Genomic DNA, 16,218 nt, shown 5'->3' on the forward strand with positions numbered 1-16,218 from the left:
TTCCCGTACAGGTCTGGAGAAAAAGTTTCCGCTAAAATACCAGATAAGAAGCACCCTCCAGAGGGATCACTACCTGCAGCCCCACTCTGTCATTGATGTCCCCGACTACATAGACCGTATAGGCCTTTCCGCCTTCTACCGTCATATCCGGGTCCTCCATGAGTACAGCGCCGCTGAAATAATCCCGCAGCTTGATATTATGAGAACCGGGCCGCACTGCCATATACCGGCTCACTTCTTTATAATTCAAATCGGAAAGCACTAAACTGTCATCCAGATATACGTCCATCTGCGGCGCGTTGGCAGACAGCTGCACAAAGCGGACATAGGCCGTATCCTTACGCAGGAACCGCCGGTTATCGTTAATCATTTCCAGGGCGGGGCTGCCGGAAGGGCCGGTAATGGCCGCCGTATAAATACGGTAGCCAATCAGGTTCATATAGTTGACCAGCAGCGGGTTCGTCACTGTGCCAGCCTTAAAGACAGCCACACGGTAATAACCGGGAAAGGCCTTCATGTATTCCGTAAAATTCCGATAGGTCAGAGAGGAGACCACCTTTCTGCCGTTGACGTAAATATCCACAGCCCCCGTGTAAGGATAGGCATGGAAAAACCGAAGGTAGCTGTACAGTGTAATGCCGGGGATAATCGGAATCACAGTCAGATTCAGATTGCCCGGCAGCTGAATCCCCGGATAGAGGCTTCTGGTGGTACCATCGGGTGTTTCCGTGGTCAGACTATCCTGGGGCAGCTCCTGGATCTGGTTTTGAGTCAGAGGCAGCGGCATAAGAAAATCCGCGCTGGTCTCCAATCCATTCACATCATAATATTCAGCCATAAGATTCACCTGCTTTTTTCTTCTGCTGTTATCCTATGACAAAACAAAAAACAATGTGCCTGTTCACACTGGCCGAATGGGAAGAAACCAGAATCTTCCATAGAGAAACGCATACATCCGCGCGCTCTCCTCCCGAGATAAATCCGAGAATGACAGAATTTCCATTTCCACTCCGAACAGCCGCCAGCAAATTCCCGTTTCTTTCATACCGTTTCGCAGATAAAACAATTTTCTCTTTTTTCTCTGCGCCGCGTTTTCCGCCGATGCATCCTCTGTTTCGATTTCCAGAAAAATCTTTTTACCGGGGCAGCGCCGCCGTAAAAGCCCCAATGCCTGACTTCCGATACCACGGTCTCTTTTCCCTGCCGCCACAGCAAAATAATCTACCAGCATCAGATCCTGACAGACCGCCAGTACGAAAAATCCCGCAAAGCCGCTCTCCTCCTGAATTGTCAGCAGGATCATCCGTCCCTGGCGGCAATTGCGCAAAATTCGCGAAAAGGGCTTCCGCTCCGCTCGCGGAAACGAAACCTCATACAACGCTCGGATCAAAGAAAGGTCCGATCTTTCCGCCTTTTTTAATTCCATCCTATCACCTCAAAGAAATCATCCCGCCAGAAAGGGAAGGCGCAAAACCTCCGAAAAGGAGATTTTACGCCTTCTTCCTGTCGCTGACGATGTCAACGTATTCTATGTTATTGTATGCCGAAATTGGGGTTTTCGATCTGGTCGTCCTCAAATGGAGGAATCTCCACATCTTCTTCCCCTAGATCCCCTGTCCCTGTGTTCCCGTTAGGATCACTGGGATTCGTCGGATCTGTGGACACATTGGTCTGGCTGTGATCCATGGTACATTCCTGACTGATGTCAATATCCATCTTGCCCTCCGGAATAGTTCCCGGTTTGCTGAGGATCTTGGTACCGTCCACTGCCAGAACTACCTGCATCACATCTTCCGAAGGGCAGTTTGCGCTGGCCAGCTTGCCGGACTCACGGCAGACATTGAAGGTCTGGTGCGCCGAGCATACAGACGATGCACCCTTGAAATCCGCCGCCGCAATATCAGAACGGGTGCTGTATCCGTAATAGTCGGAAGAACACAGGTCGGAAGGAATATCCCCTGTTACCGCGCAGAATGTCTGTGTCACAATACCGTCCGGACGGTCAAAGTCCTTATTCGCCAATCCCTCATGGATCTGGCTCATTACCTTTCTCCAGATGGTCGTGTGGGCGCTGCCCGATATATTCATGACTTTTGCTGAATCGTAACCCATCCAGATACCTGCCGTATAGTACGGAGTATATCCATAGAAAGTCAGGTCCTTGGTATCGTTGGTAGTACCTGTCTTACCCGCTACGGTCATGCCGTTGATGGCCGCCGCCGTACCAGTACCGCCGGTGATAACATCTTTCATCATATCTGTCAGCAGATATGCCGTGGTTTCCTTCAGCACTCTTTCGCCAGGATTATCAGTATTGTCAATCAATACAGAGCCGTCATGGCTGAGTACCTTTGTGTAATAAATGGGCTCATAATGGGTACCGCCGTTGGCAATAGTCGTGTACGCATTGGTCATTTCCAGTACGGTCACACCTTTGGTCAGACCGCCCAGTGCCGTTGTAGCCGCTTTATCCTCTTCTACCAGATTTTTAATGCCCATATTCTGCATATACTCAAAAGATGTTTCAGCGCCTACCCTCATAAAGGTTTTGACCGCCAAAATGTTCATGGAGTTTTTAATACCATCTCTGACTGTTGTAGGCCCTAAGTATTGACCATTCCAGTTTTTGGGAGACCAGCTGCCATAGGTCACCGGTTCGTCAATGATAATGGAGCCGGGCATCAGAAGGCCTGTATCAATGGCAGGCGCATAGGACGCCAGAGGCTTCATAGCGGAACCCTGCTGACGGTATGCCTGTGTGGCACGGTTGAATACGGAGTCGCCGGGTTTCTGCCCACGGCCGCCGACCAATGCCTTGATCTCGCCATTATGCTGGTCCATGATAACCATGGCCGCCTGCAACGAACGGGATACCGTCAAGTTATCCAGTACCAGTTCATGGGTATCATCCAGCAGTTCTTCTTTTACAGATTCCACAAAGGCATCCACTTCGTCCTCGCTGGTTACCGTTGTTTTTCTCTCGTAATGAGACTGGTTGGTATCCTCATCGGGATTTGTGGTATCCAATACGGAAATCAGATACGTAACGTCCAGTGTACCATCTCCGGCAGGAAAATTACTGTCGTCTGTAAAGACATCATCCACAATTTCCTGCATATCTGTATTCATGGTGGAATAAATCTCCAGACCGCCGCTGTAAATCAGGTTGTATGCCTGTTTCTCCGTATAGCCTAAATCCTCCTGAAGATCTACCGCCAGCTGGTTAATCATAGCTTCCACAAAATAGTTATGGTTAGCGGTGCCGCCTTCTTCCTGCTGATCGGTGCATACCAGCTTGCTGTATACATCCTCCGCCATTGCGGAATCATATTCCGCTTCGGAAATATAGCCCTGTTCCTTCATATTGTTCAGTACCAGCTGGATTCGTTTTTTGTTGTTTTCCGGCTGGGAATCCGGGGAATACAGGCTGGGATTATTGGTAATGGAAATAATGCAGGCACACTCCGCCAAGGATAACTCGCTGGTATGCTTGCCGAAATAATACTGTGCCGCCGCTTCCACACCATTCAGGCCATGGCCCAAAGCTATGGAATTTAAGTAAAGTTCCAAAATATAGTTTTTGGCCGCTTCTTTGGAGCCCAGCTGATCTTCCAGCATATTCTCCAGCTTGACAGCCAAATACTGTTCTTTTATTTTTCGGGTAATGCTCTTTTCTCTGTCTCCCAGCACCTCCGTTTTGATCAGCTGCTGTGTCAAAGTGCTGGCGCCCTGAGAAAAGCTCATGGTTTTGACGTTTTCGATCATGGCACGGAAAATCCCCCGTATATCAATACCGCCATGCTCATAGAATCGCTCGTCCTCAATGGCCACCGCCGCATGCTGCATTTCAATGGGAATCTCATCCAGAGAAACATATTCCCGGTTTTCCCCTTTATGCAGCTTGTCCACCTCGTTGCCCGCGTCATCATAAATGATGGAGGTATAGGCTTCCGGCAGTACATCAGATACATTCAGCATCTCTGTACTCTGAAGTATCCCTACCACTGCCCCCAAACCGACGCCACCTACGGCAAATACGAACAAGACTGCCAATACCATCAGGAAACGCGGCCATCTGCGTTTCGGTTTTCTTCTTCGCTTTCGAGCGTTTGGATGAGGTGTCGCATCGTAGTTTCTGTGGGAAGCAGATCTGCTTCTCTGGGAATTCCCGCTTCGATGACTGCCAGAAGATGATCTGGCGGAACGCCCTCTCCGTTGAGAATCATTCATTGGTAAACCCTCCTTTATGGGTTTGATTATAACAGATTTCCCCGGATAGATAAAGTATTAAACCCTGCAAAGTTGAATGCTTTTCCTAATTTTTTATTAAATTTTACATAAAATGGCGAGTTTTTCCCATTTCTCACCTGATTTTTTATGTAATTTGGGCAAAAGGCGCATATGATGAAAGAGGAGGTGCCCTGACATGAAAAAACGCGGAAAAAAATCTGTTCTGCCTTCTTTCCTGCTGTTTTTCGGTATTTTTTTTCTGACCATCAGCGGTTTTTCCTTTTTGGACAAAGGCCTGTCCCGAATCTCCACAGAGATTTCCGCCTTACAGGCCCAAAATGCCGTTGTCTCCATCATGGACCAGTCTTTACAGGAGACATTGGCGGAAAGCGGTCTAAGCGCGGGAAACTTTCTAATGGAGGACACAAACGGCGCTATCGCCGCCGATGCCATCCGGATCAATTCCTTCTGCGCCGATCTCAGCCAGCGTCTGACCATCGCCTTCGGCCAACTGGAGCAGGAACGGATTCCCGTTCCCCTTGGCGCGCTGACCGGTACGGAGTTTTTCGCCAATTCCGGCCCCTGCCTTACCTTTACCCTTCAGCCGGCAGGCATGGCACAGGTAGACTACGAAACCGCCTTGGAAGAATCCGGCATCAATCAAATGCATTTTCAGATCTGGCTGAAGATTTCCGCACAGATCCGGGTCGTCAATCCTCTTCATTCGGAAACTTTTCCCATGGAACGCAAAATCATGCTGGCTGATCTTGTTTTCGCCGGAGATGTCCCCAGTCATTACTTCCAGCTCCAATCTGACGGATAAGCTATTGACAGAATGGAAAATATACTATTAAATAGTAATAGCAAAGATGATAATTTTTTAACGGAGGTAATGAAAATGGTTCGTACAATCAGAGACTTTTTAGAAGAAGTCGGCGGTCTTTCATATGATAATGGTGATTTTTGGGCAGTCAGAGATAAATTCCGGGACACAGAAATCCAGGAATTTGTAAAATGCTTCCTGAAAGGCACAGAGATTCTCAGAGACGGCAAAAACGGCGCCCCTGTCACCCTGAAAGGTCTGGCAGATGATGACAAAGGCACCGTTGGTACAGAGGAAATCGACTTCCACGGCTACCAGCTGTATGATTTTTCCGACACCACCGGCGAATGGGTCGTTGTTACAATCCCTACTCTGGAAGAACTGGAAAAATACCTGCTCAGTGAAGCTGGCTATCTGAATTTTTACAGCACACAAATGCTGGTATTTGAAGATGGTGTCTTCAAACCCTTTGAGATTATGTTTAACGGCGACAATGACACCGTCATCGGCTTGGATAAAGACCAGTTTGACTCTCCTCTGGAGATCGACAAACTCCAGGGCCGCATCTGGGTGCGCTGGATGGATCCGGAAGAACTGCGTCCTCTCACAGACGAAGATGTAGAAGAATACAAACGTTCCATCGGCAGATAATCTGATACCGCATATTGAAAAACCCCCGGGGATTAGGGCATCTTCATAAGAAAACAAAAATCGTTAAAATCCTTGCACTGCAAAGAATCCAGGTGATTCTATTTTCAACGAAATGATCTTCTTATGAAGACAGCCGTCTCAGGTTCCTCCTAAAAAACCTATGTTTTCTTAAGAGGAACCTGCTTTCCGGGGGTTTCTTTTGCTTTATGGCGCCGCCATAAGAAAAACAATCATTTCTTATGAGGCACCTGCTTTTTTATTTTTTCATCATTTCCACGATGGCGCTCTTCGGCCGCAGGCCAATGGCGTGGTCTACAATTCTGCCCTCTTTCATGTATACCAGCGTCGGAATACTCATAACGCCGAATTCCCTTGCCAGTTCCGGCTCTTCGTCAATATTGATCTTGCATACTTTGACATCGCTGCTTTCTTCCGCCACTTCCTCCACCACAGGAGAAAGCATCCGGCAGGGGCCGCACCATCCTGCCCAAAAATCCAGCAAAACGGGTTTCTTCTCATCTAATACTTCTTTACGGAAATTATCCTTTGTGATCTGATATACGTTATGCTTCATATGGAATGCCTCCTTTTTTTCTGCTCATTTTCTTCTCTTGATGTTACTATATCACTTTGGAGGCAAAATGTTCTGTAACCAGATCACAAACAAAGCCGGCACCCTTTCTTCGAAAGATGCCGGCTCCGTTTTTGTACGGTTTTCGCAAACCGTTTTTCTCATTTCTTTTGATTAACGTACCACTCGTCTTGCTGTGACATATGTACTTGCACTATAACTGCTGCTCAGGGATGTAATTGTAACGCCATAAGCCGCGCCATCGGTAGAATGGATATAATTTCCATCGCCCATGTAAATGCCCACATGGCTGATACCGCTGTTCCCGCCGCTGTTAAAGAATACCAGATCCCCTGCCTGTAGATCCGACTTGGCAACAGCTACACCGTTATTTACCATAGATGCGGAGCTTCTGTTAACAGAGATACCGAAATTCTTCAATACTGCGTATACAAAGCCGGAACAGTCAACGCCGCTGTTCAGATTTGTACCACCCCAAACGTAAGGAGTACCGATAAACTGTTTCGCGTAATTTACAATTTCCTGCCCCTTGGCGGAAGAAGATGTGGAACGGGAAGGTTTTTCACCGCTGCGGATGGAAACATACTCCGCGCTGACATAACCTTTCTGGCCGCCGTCTGTAATGACACGAACCCATTCTTCCCCAACTCTGTCAACATCTAATACTGTGCCGTAAGGCAGAACTGTCAATACGATAGAATTCAAAGATGCTTCTTTGCGCAGCTTCAATCCACTGGATGCCGTTACCATTGCGTACTGGTCACCCGCAGTCTGTGTGCTGCTTTCTCCAGATGCGTTTCCGATTACGGTCAGATAGGAAAGCAGGCTGCCAGAGACATAATCCTTGCTGATATATCCCTCTCCGCCGTTATATTCCACCTGATACCAACCGTCGTTGCGGCCTACAACCTGTAACGTATCGCCTGTATCAACGCTTCCGATTACATCGGAATTTGTTGTTGCTTCTGCACGAACATTCACGCTGGAAGCGGTCACTGTACCAGTGGCCTGTGTCAGCTTGAAATAATCATCGGAAACATAACCATTTTGATTGTTATATGAAATTTGAAACCAGTCGCCGCTTTTTCCCACTACGGAATAAGCAGTGCCTTTATCGATCTTGCCTAATACATCTGCGCCTGTGCTGGCCTGTGCACGTACATTTACATCTGTGCCTGTTGCCTGACCAAGATCCGCCGCAAAAACGGTGGATACTCCCATAACAGCACATACGGCTGTCACGCAAACCTGGCGGATGGCTTTAGAAATGAACATAAAAAGTCTCCTCCACACATTTTGAATTTATTACAAATCTGTTACAATAAGTATACGAAATATTAAGTATGGTGTCAATATTTTTTGAGAAAAAAGATGTATAAATTCCGCCAAAACCACATATCATATTGATTTTCCGCCATTTTCCGCAAAAAAAGAGAAGCCGCATCCTGTTCTTTTCACAAAACAGAGGCTTCTCTTTATTTTTTAAGATTTTTAAAAGATCCTGCCCTTTAGAGCACTTCTTCCAGGAATTTTCCGTTTACATAAAATAAAATCCCATCGGCATAAATCTTTCCTGCTTTTGTCATATCATTGATCATATCCCAGTGGATGGCCGAGGTATTTTTCCCGCCCGCCTCCGGGAAGGCTTCTCCAATGGCCATATGCATGGAACCGCCGATCTTTTCATCAAAGAGAATATTTTTCGTATGACGCTGGATGCCATAGTTGGTGCCAATAGCCACCTCGCCGAAATACCGGGAGCCTTCGTCCGTATCTACATAAGAAAGTAGCGTCTCGTTTTTCTTTGCGTCCGCGCAGCGCGCTTCCACAATTCTTCCCTTTTCCACCGTCAGACGGACTTTCTCAAACTCATGGCCGTTCAAAATAGAAGGATAGGAGAAGGTAATATAGCCATCTACGCCATCCTCTACGGGAGAAGTAAAGATTTCCCCATCAGGGAAGTTTTCCTGTCCGCAGCAGTTGATCCATTTTCTGCCTTCCACCTTCACCCGGATATCCGTATCCTCCGAAAGGATATGCAGTTCCTTTTTCCCGTCCAGCCAGCTGACCCATCTTTCCTGCCATGCGGCCATTTCCTTCCATTTTGCCACGGGATCGTCCTCATTCAAAAATCCTGCCGCGTATACGAAATCCTCATATTCCTCCAGACTCATACCGGCGTTTTGGGCGTCCCCATTGGTAGGGAACTGTGTACCGCACCAGCGAAGTTCTCCGCTGCCCATTCTGCTGGAATAGATTTTTCTGTTTTCTTTATTAGCCAGTCTGCGTTCTTTTAATCTTTCCGGCGGCACAGACTGCATGGTTTTTGTATTTTCACTGCCCCACGCACTGATCCAGACATCGGAAGAAGCGCAGGCGCCAAAACGGATATTGGGTCTGGCATACTGCTCCGCCGTGCCGTTTTTCAATAACTCCGCGTCCACATCCGGCAAATCCACGTAATATTCTACCAGAGCGCCCTTTTTTACCGCTGCTCTGGCAACCGCCTTGACAAAGGGCAGCGCCGCGTCCTCGGCGGAAATGGCTACCTTATCCCCCGGTTTTACCTCTGTTGAGTAGCTGACCAGTACTTCCGCCAGCTTTTCCAGCCGTTGATCCTTCATCTTTTCTCACCTCATTTTACAATACACTGGCACATCTGCATGGTTTTCAAAGCCGCGTCGTGACTTTCCGGCGTAACGCCCGCGCAGCAGGAAGCATCCACAAAGACTTTCGCCTCCGGCAGTCTTGTCTTAATGAGGATGGCGTTGGATACAACACAGATATCTGTACACAGGCCAACAAGCTCAATTTCCACTTCCTCATGGCCCACCGCTTCCAGATACAGCATATCCGCCAGCGCCTGAGAACCAAAGGTACCTTTGTTGACAATCACAGCGCCGCCCAGTGCTTCTGCTACTTTCTCATTGATCTGCCAGCCGTGCGTGCTCTCCACGCAGTGTACCACCGGCAGGATCTCTCCTTCCTGGGTCTGGAGATAATCGTCGCCATGGGTATCTCTTGTAGCATAGATATGATCTTTGGGATATTCCCCGATTTTTTCCACCACACGATCCACGATGGCCTCCGCTTCTTTTGTGCCCAATGCGCCGTCGATAAAGTCATTCTGCATATCTATTACAACCAGTAATTTTTTCATATTTCTTTCCGTCCTTTCCGGTTTTTATTCTGCTTTCTACTGTTCTATTTTATCACGCCGGCCTACGCCTTTCAACCATAACCGGACAGCCTCTGCATACAGCCATATATACACCTTGCCATGCCCTCTCTTTTAGGAAAAAACTGCTTTTTCCTCTTAGATTCCCCTTGACACCGGCAGACCTTTCGGTTTATGATAATAGCTGATATCGGCGATGACCGGGAATAGTACAAAAGCCTTTTGTCTCCAGAAAACAGGCGGTTGATGCGAGCCTTGGCAAACCTTTTGGAACCTGCCCCGAAAGCCCCGCAGGGAAAATGCGGCGTACTCCGGCGTTAACGGATTCGAGCGGACAGCGTGATTCGCTGTCAAGGAGGGTGGCACCGCCAATGATACCTTGGTCCCTTTGTATGGGACGAAGGCTTTTTTTATGGAAAATTGTCCCTCCGGTATCCGAAAAAAACAGATTTTTATATAAGGAGGAAACACCAATGGCAAAAGAAAAGAAATTTGTGGAATCCATTACCGATATGGAACAGGATTTCCCCCAGTGGTATACGGACGTTGTCAAAAAAGCAGACCTGACGGAATACTCTTCCCTGAAGGGCTGCATGATTATCCGTCCCTACGGCTATGCCATCTGGGAACTGATCCAGAAACAGCTGGACGAAAGATTCAAAGCCACAGGACATGAAAACGTATATATGCCCATGTTCATTCCCGAAAGCCTGCTGCAGAAGGAAAAAGACCATGTAGAAGGCTTCGCGCCGGAAGTAGCATGGGTTACCCACGGCGGCGACAAGAAGCTGGAGGAACGCATCTGTGTACGTCCCACTTCCGAAACACTGTTCTGCGAACACTATGCAAACATCATCCAGTCCTACCGTGACCTGCCCAAGCTGTACAATCAGTGGTGCTCCGTTGTTCGTTGGGAAAAAACCACACGTCCTTTCCTGCGCACCATGGAATTTTTATGGCAGGAAGGCCATACGGCCCACGCCACAGCAGAAGAAGCACAGGAAGAAACACTGCGTATGCTGAATGTATACGCTGATTTCTGCCATGATGTACTGGCTATCCCTGTCATCAAAGGCGAAAAAACAGAGAAAGAACGCTTCGCCGGCGCTGCTCATACCTTCACTATTGAAAGCCTGATGCATGACGGCAAAGCACTGCAGTCCGGCACCAGCCATAACTTCGGCGACGGTTTTGCCAAAGCCTTTGAAATCCAGTATACAGACAAAGACAACAAACTCCAGTATGTGCATCAGACCAGCTGGGGCATGACCACCAGACTCATCGGTGCCATCATCATGGTACACGGCGACAACAGCGGTCTGGTTCTGCCTCCGAAGATCGCGCCCACACAGGTAGTGATTATCCCTATCGCCCAGCATAAGGAAGGCGTACTGGACAAGGCCAACGAACTGAAAGCACGCCTGTCCTCTATCTGCCGCATCAAGCTGGATGATTCCGATAAATCCGCCGGCTGGAAATTCAGTGAATATGAAATGAAAGGCGTGCCTCTGCGTCTGGAAATCGGCCCCAAGGATATGGAAAAGAACCAGGCGGTACTGGCAAGACGTGACACCGGCGAAAAGATCGTCGTTTCTCTGGATGAGCTGGAAGAAAAAATCCCCGCTCTGCTGGAAGAAATTCAGGCAAACCTGCTGCAAAAAGCAACAGAACGCCGGGATTCCAAAACATATGTGGCCCACAATATGGAAGAATTCGAAAAAACCATCAACGAAACACCCGGCTTTATCAAGGCTATGTGGTGCGGCGATCAGGCCTGCGAAGATGCCATCAAGGAAAAAACAGCCGCTACCAGCAGATGTATCCCCTTCGAACAGGAAGAGATCAGCGACGTCTGCGTATGCTGCGGCAAGCCTGCGAAACATATGGTATACTGGGGCAGAGCATATTGATTCTTCCCCTTGTAAAATACTGCCAGGGAAGCCAAGGGCTTTCCTTGACATATAATTGTTCTATTTTCACTATGTGCTAAACTATTTTTATAAAAACCTCCTATGCTTTTCCTGTGTCCCGGCGGACGCCGGAACATAATCGCATAGGAGGTTTTTCATTTCAATCCAAAGCGCACATGCCTTCTCCATCTTGGACCAAGGCACAAAAAAAGGAAGGCATCGTCAGAAAACGCGCCTTCCCCCATAGCTTTCTCATCTGCTGTTACATTTCTTTCAGTTCTACCAGACCCTTTTCATACATGCTCTGCAAAGACATAAGGATTCCCAGTTTTGCGTGGTACCATGTCAGTCCGCCCTGGAAATAAACAGAATACGGCGGACGCAGAGGACCATCGGCACTCAGCTCAATGGAGGAACCCTGTACAAAGGCCCCTGCCGCCATAATAACGTCACAATTATAGCCGGGCATCGCATAAGGCTCCGGTCTGACATAGCTGTCTACAGGCGCTGCCGCCTGAATCCCCTCACAAAAGGCAATGAGACGCTCTGGTGTTCCCAGTTCCACCGCCTGAATGATGTCATGCCGGCTTTCAGTACTGTTGGGGATTACAGCAAACCCCAGTTTCTCATACACATTCGCCGCGAATATCGCCCCTTTCAGCGCGCCTGCGGAGACTGTAGGAGAAAGGAAAAAGCCCTGATACAAAGAACGCATCACATCCAGGCTGGCCCCAACTTCCTGCCCCAGACCGGGGGCGCTCAGACGATAAGCGCAGCGGTCAATGCACTCCTGTCTGCCGCAGATATAGCCGCCCACAGGGGCCAAACCGCCGCCGGGATTTTTAATCAGAGAACCAACGATCATATCTGCCCCCACGTCGGAAGGCTCTATTTTCTCCACGAACTCCCCGTAGCAGTTATCTACCATACAGATCACATCGGGTTTGATGCTCTTTACAAAAGCGATTAGCTCCCCGATGCGGGATACAGAAAAGGTGGGACGCATCTGATAGCCCTTGGAACGCTGGATGGTCACCAGCTTTGTTTTTTCATTGATGGCTTTTCTAATATTCTCAAAATCGAAGCCACCATCAGGCAGAAGATCCACCTGTCTGTAAGAAACGCCGTATTCCGCCAGAGAGCAGGGAGATTTCCGAATACCAATAACCTCTTCCAATGTATCATAAGGCTTTCCGGCGGGAGAAAGAAGCTCGTCCCCCGGCAGCAGATTTGCGGACAGAGCGATAGCCAGCGCATGAGTGCCGCAAGTGATCTGCGGACGCACCAGCGCCGCTTCTGTATGGAAGCAGTCAGCGTAAACCTTTTCCAATACCTCTCGGCCCTGATCGTTATAGCCATAGCCCGTAGAACCGGCAAAACATTCCGCACTGACACGGTTTTTCTGCATAGCGCCGATGACCTTTGCCTGATTGTACTCCGCCACAGCGTCAATGGCCGTAAATCTGTCCTGTAATCCAGCCAGTATCTTTTCCCCAAAAGCCTCTACCTCCGGAGAAATCCCCAGCATTCCATAAATTGATTCCATGTTTTCTTACTCCTTTTCCACTCTTGTTACATTCCGCAGTTCTGCCCGTCCACTGCCGTCCGCGGCCAAAGCCAGTTCCGCCTTAGCTCGCTCTCCCGTCTGTGGCAGGACTACATCCAATCCTTCTATCTTCTGCTCTTTCAGCAGTTTTTTTACCATTTTCTCATCCAACATCAGTCCATAAGGCTTCAGGCTATCCTTCCACAAAGAATAGCCGCAGCCCCGTTTCCATTGAGAACAGAAAAATGCCCTGCTGTTTTCCAGTATATTTCCTTTTTGACAGACGGGGCACTTTCCAAGACCCTGCCTTCTGCCTTTTCCGCCCCGGTTGGGCTCCGGCGCGAATTCCACATCTTTTTTATGTTCTCTGGCGTCCTCCACCAGAAAGCGGACATAACGCCGGATACTTTCCATAAACCGTTCCTCGGTCATTTTTCCTTTGGCGATAGAGGAAAGACCCTTCTCCCATTTGCCTGTGGTCTGAGGGGAACGCATCTGTTCCGGCACCACGGCAATAAGGTTGATCCCCTTTTCCGTAGGCACCAGCGTCTTTCCCTTCCGCACGATATAGCCCACTGTCAGCAGCCGCTCGATAATGGCCGCTCTGGTAGCGGGTGTGCCCAGTCCGCTGTCCTTCATCTGCTCCCGCAGAGCTTCGTCCTCCACAAACCGGCCCGCGTTTTCCATAGCCGACAGCAGCGTGCTTTCCGTATAGGGCGGCGGCGCCTTCGTTTTCTTCTGCAGAACCTCCGCTTTCTCTGTCATAACCTCCTGGCCTTCCGTCAGCGCTGGCAGCTTCTGATCCTCGGCGGCATCGCCTTTTTTCTTTTTCTTCGCCGTCTCCGGCGCAAAGGCTTTTTCTACCGCCTGCCAGCCCTCCTGAAGCACTACGATCCCTTTGGAAAGGAATCTGTCCTCTCCTGCCTGGGTATAGACCTTTGTGGTCTCATAGCGATAGGGCGGATAAAATACAGCCATAAACCGCCCCGCCACCAGACGAAATACCTTTCCTTCTTCCTCCGACAAATGATCCGTACGAATTTTCCCGTCTGTGGGGATGATGGCATGATGATCCGTCACCTTGCTGTTGTCTATGATCCTTTTGGTAAAGGTCACACCTTCCTCCGCCAGCGTTTTGGCGTAAGGCGCAAATTCCTCCTGCTCCGCCAGCCGTTTCAGCGTATGGAGCACCTTTGGCTTCATATCCTCGCTGAGATAGCGGCTGTCCGTTCTGGGGTATGTGATGAGCTTACGCTTTTCATATAAAGCCTGGGCGATGTCCAATGTCTTTTTCGCCGAAAATCCAAATTTCCGGTTGCACTCCCGCTGTAACTCCGTCAGATCATACAGCAGCGGCGGCGGCTGTTTCTTTTCCTCTTTTTCCAGCCTCAAAACAATGCCCGCTTTGCCTTTGACTCTGTCGGCAATGGTCTGCGCGTTCTCCCGCTGTTCCAGCTTCGTGTTTTCCTCTTTGTCAATGTATAAACCGCGATATGTTCCAAAATCCGCCTGTACCTCAAAATAATCCTTTGCCTGAAAAGCATCGATTTCCTTCTGCTTCTCTACGATCAGTGCCAATGTAGGCGTCTGTACCCGGCCAATACTCAAAAGAGCGTCATACCGCAGGGTATAAGCACGGGAGGCGTTCATCCCTACCAGCCAATCCGCTTCGGAGCGGCATCTGGCGGAGGCATACAGCAAATCATACTCCCGCCCGTCTTTCAACTGGGCAAAGCCTTCCCGGATGGCCGTTTCCGTCATGCTGGAGATCCAAAGCCTGCGGAACGGCTTGGTGCATTTCGTAATCTCATAAATATAGCGGAAGATCAGTTCCCCTTCCCGCCCACTGTCTGTGGCACAGATAATATCATCAATCTCTTTGCTGTGCATCCAATGATGAAGGATTTTCAGCTGGCTCCTTGTTTTGCCGATGGCCGTCAGCTTCATTTCTTCCGGCAGAATCGGCAAGGTCTGGAAACTCCACTTTTTATAGGCCGGATCATAGGCCTCCGGCTCCGCCAGAGTGACCAAATGGCCTACCGCCCAGGAAACTACATATTTTTCGCCCAGCAGACATCCGTCACCGGACTTGCCCGCACCCAGTGTTTTCGCAATATCCCGTGCTACGGACGGTTTCTCCGCGATAACCAGTGTTTTTCCCATTGCCTCTCCTCCTTTCTGCCGCATCATTAAAGTATACCATTCCCAGCAAAGAAAATCAAACATCTTCCGGCATACAAACCATCTTTTCCTTGTGATACAAGTTGACAAGCCCGGCCTTTTCTTCTAAAATATACAGGATATCATTAGAATGAAACAAGGAGGTCATCCTTATGAGACCATATCAGATCATTTCCGACAGTTCCTGCGACATTCCCGTTGGTCTGGCGTCTACGCTGGATCTGGGTATTGTGCCTTACTCCGCTTCTTTTGACGGTGTGGAGTACCACAAAGAGCTCCTGGACCTGACACCGGAAGAATTTTATGACAAAGTAAAGGAAAGCAAGACATATCCCCAGACGTCCCTGCCTCCCATTCAGGACTACATCGATGTATTCGAACCGTATTTAAAAGAAGGCAAGGATATTCTCTGCATCTGCCTGACGGCAAAATTCAGCGGTTCCTTCCAGAGCGCCAATAATGCCAAGCAGATTCTGGAGGAAACCTATCCCGACAGCCGCATTGAAGTGGTAGACAGTATCGGCGCCACCGGTTCCCAGGGGCTTCTGGTCTATGAAGCCTGCCGGATGCGGGATACAGGCTATGATCTGGATCGGCTGGTGTCTACATTGGAACAGCAGAAACTGACCAGCAAAATCAATTTTACCATTGACTCCCTGGACTTCCTTCAGCATGGCGGCAGAATCGGCAAAGCCACCGCTTTGGCCGGCGCCATTCTGAATATCAAGCCCATTATTGTCGTAAAAGAAGGCGAGCTGTTCCCGGAAAGCAAAGTCCGGGGCCACAAAAAAGCTCTGCGCGCCATTTTGGATATGACGGAAAAAGAAATCGGTGAAGTAAAAGACGATTACGAAATCTGCGTCATCCGTGCCGAAAAGGAACGGCAGGCGGCCGCCGAGGAAATCGCCGAGGAGCTTCGGAACAAAGGCTTCCATGTCATGGAAGATATCTGGCCTGTGGGCATTACCATTGGTACCCACTGCGGTCCCACCGCCGTCGGCATCTGCTATATCAAAAAATATGAAGCGCTGTAATTTTTATTGAAAAAAACAGGCAGAAGATCTCTAAAAATCTTCCGCCTGTTTTTTACTGTTTTCCACAAACACC

General features: G+C 49.0%; 14 protein-coding genes and 1 other annotated feature. Of the genes, 4 read left to right on the forward strand and 10 right to left on the reverse strand.

Features of this window, described 5'->3' with window-relative positions:
* Positions 1 to 31: 31 nt before the first annotated feature.
* From H9X84_RS00090 to H9X84_RS00105, 4 genes are all read right to left on the reverse strand, one after another.
* A complete protein-coding gene (locus H9X84_RS00090; RefSeq protein WP_205132282.1) occupies positions 32 to 838 on the reverse strand; it encodes a DUF4397 domain-containing protein in 807 nt (268 codons plus the stop codon).
* Between the two features lie 63 nt (positions 839 to 901).
* Positions 902 to 1,303, reverse strand: coding sequence for a hypothetical protein (locus H9X84_RS00095; protein WP_205132283.1), 402 nt, complete (start codon positions 1,301 to 1,303; stop codon positions 902 to 904).
* A 230-nt stretch (positions 1,304 to 1,533) separates the two neighbouring features.
* Positions 1,534 to 4,005, reverse strand: a complete 2,472-nt coding sequence (locus tag H9X84_RS00100) for a PBP1A family penicillin-binding protein (RefSeq protein WP_330612219.1) — start codon at positions 4,003 to 4,005, stop codon at positions 1,534 to 1,536.
* A 53-nt stretch (positions 4,006 to 4,058) separates the two neighbouring features.
* Positions 4,059 to 4,226 carry a hypothetical protein gene (locus H9X84_RS00105; RefSeq protein ID WP_205132285.1) on the reverse strand — a complete coding sequence of 56 codons (168 nt, stop codon included), beginning with the start codon at positions 4,224 to 4,226 and terminating at the stop codon, positions 4,059 to 4,061.
* A gap of 200 nt (positions 4,227 to 4,426) precedes the next feature.
* Between H9X84_RS00105 and H9X84_RS00110 the strand changes: the two genes are divergently transcribed.
* Positions 4,427 to 5,053, forward strand: a complete 627-nt coding sequence (locus H9X84_RS00110) for a sporulation protein YunB (RefSeq protein WP_205132286.1) — start codon at positions 4,427 to 4,429, stop codon at positions 5,051 to 5,053.
* 75 nt (positions 5,054 to 5,128) lie between these two features.
* The gene (locus H9X84_RS00115; RefSeq protein WP_205132287.1) at positions 5,129 to 5,704 is read left to right on the forward strand and encodes a hypothetical protein; all 576 of its coding nucleotides are present in this window, start codon (positions 5,129 to 5,131) and stop codon (positions 5,702 to 5,704) included.
* 256 nt (positions 5,705 to 5,960) lie between these two features.
* Here H9X84_RS00115 and trxA read toward each other — a convergent pair whose 3' ends face one another.
* The 4 genes from trxA to H9X84_RS00135 form a co-directional block, all read right to left on the reverse strand.
* Positions 5,961 to 6,278 carry a thioredoxin gene (gene trxA, locus H9X84_RS00120; RefSeq protein WP_205132288.1) on the reverse strand — a complete coding sequence of 106 codons (318 nt, stop codon included), beginning with the start codon at positions 6,276 to 6,278 and terminating at the stop codon, positions 5,961 to 5,963.
* 171 nt (positions 6,279 to 6,449) lie between these two features.
* Positions 6,450 to 7,571, reverse strand: coding sequence for an SH3 domain-containing protein (locus H9X84_RS00125; protein WP_205132289.1), 1,122 nt, complete (start codon positions 7,569 to 7,571; stop codon positions 6,450 to 6,452).
* A gap of 233 nt (positions 7,572 to 7,804) precedes the next feature.
* Positions 7,805 to 8,920 (reverse strand): aminopeptidase, encoded by a 1,116-nt coding sequence (locus H9X84_RS00130; protein WP_205132290.1) that lies wholly within the window; start codon positions 8,918 to 8,920, stop codon positions 7,805 to 7,807.
* 11 nt (positions 8,921 to 8,931) lie between these two features.
* Positions 8,932 to 9,456: a cysteine hydrolase family protein gene (locus H9X84_RS00135; protein ID WP_205132291.1), complete on the reverse strand. Its 525-nt coding sequence runs from the start codon at positions 9,454 to 9,456 to the stop codon at positions 8,932 to 8,934.
* Between the two features lie 205 nt (positions 9,457 to 9,661).
* Positions 9,662 to 9,865, forward strand: a binding site (T-box leader).
* A gap of 82 nt (positions 9,866 to 9,947) precedes the next feature.
* Between H9X84_RS00135 and proS the strand changes: the two genes are divergently transcribed.
* Entirely contained in the window at positions 9,948 to 11,384 is a 1,437-nt protein-coding gene (gene proS, locus H9X84_RS00140; RefSeq protein ID WP_205132292.1) for a proline--tRNA ligase, read from the forward strand.
* 262 nt (positions 11,385 to 11,646) lie between these two features.
* Here the strand turns inward: proS and H9X84_RS00145 are convergent, their stop codons facing one another.
* On the reverse strand, positions 11,647 to 12,930 hold the full coding sequence (locus H9X84_RS00145) for an aminotransferase class I/II-fold pyridoxal phosphate-dependent enzyme (protein WP_205132293.1): 1,284 nt from the start codon (positions 12,928 to 12,930) through the stop codon (positions 11,647 to 11,649).
* A gap of 6 nt (positions 12,931 to 12,936) precedes the next feature.
* On the reverse strand, positions 12,937 to 15,093 hold the full coding sequence (locus H9X84_RS00150; RefSeq protein WP_205132294.1) for a DNA topoisomerase III: 2,157 nt from the start codon (positions 15,091 to 15,093) through the stop codon (positions 12,937 to 12,939).
* Positions 15,094 to 15,263: 170 nt separating this feature from the next.
* Between H9X84_RS00150 and H9X84_RS00155 the strand changes: the two genes are divergently transcribed.
* A complete protein-coding gene (locus H9X84_RS00155; protein WP_205132295.1) occupies positions 15,264 to 16,145 on the forward strand; it encodes a DegV family protein in 882 nt (293 codons plus the stop codon).
* Positions 16,146 to 16,218: the final 73 nt, after the last annotated feature.

This window comes from Anaerotignum lactatifermentans (assembly GCF_016902535.1).
Lineage (GTDB): Bacteria > Bacillota > Clostridia > Lachnospirales > Anaerotignaceae > Anaerotignum > Anaerotignum lactatifermentans_A.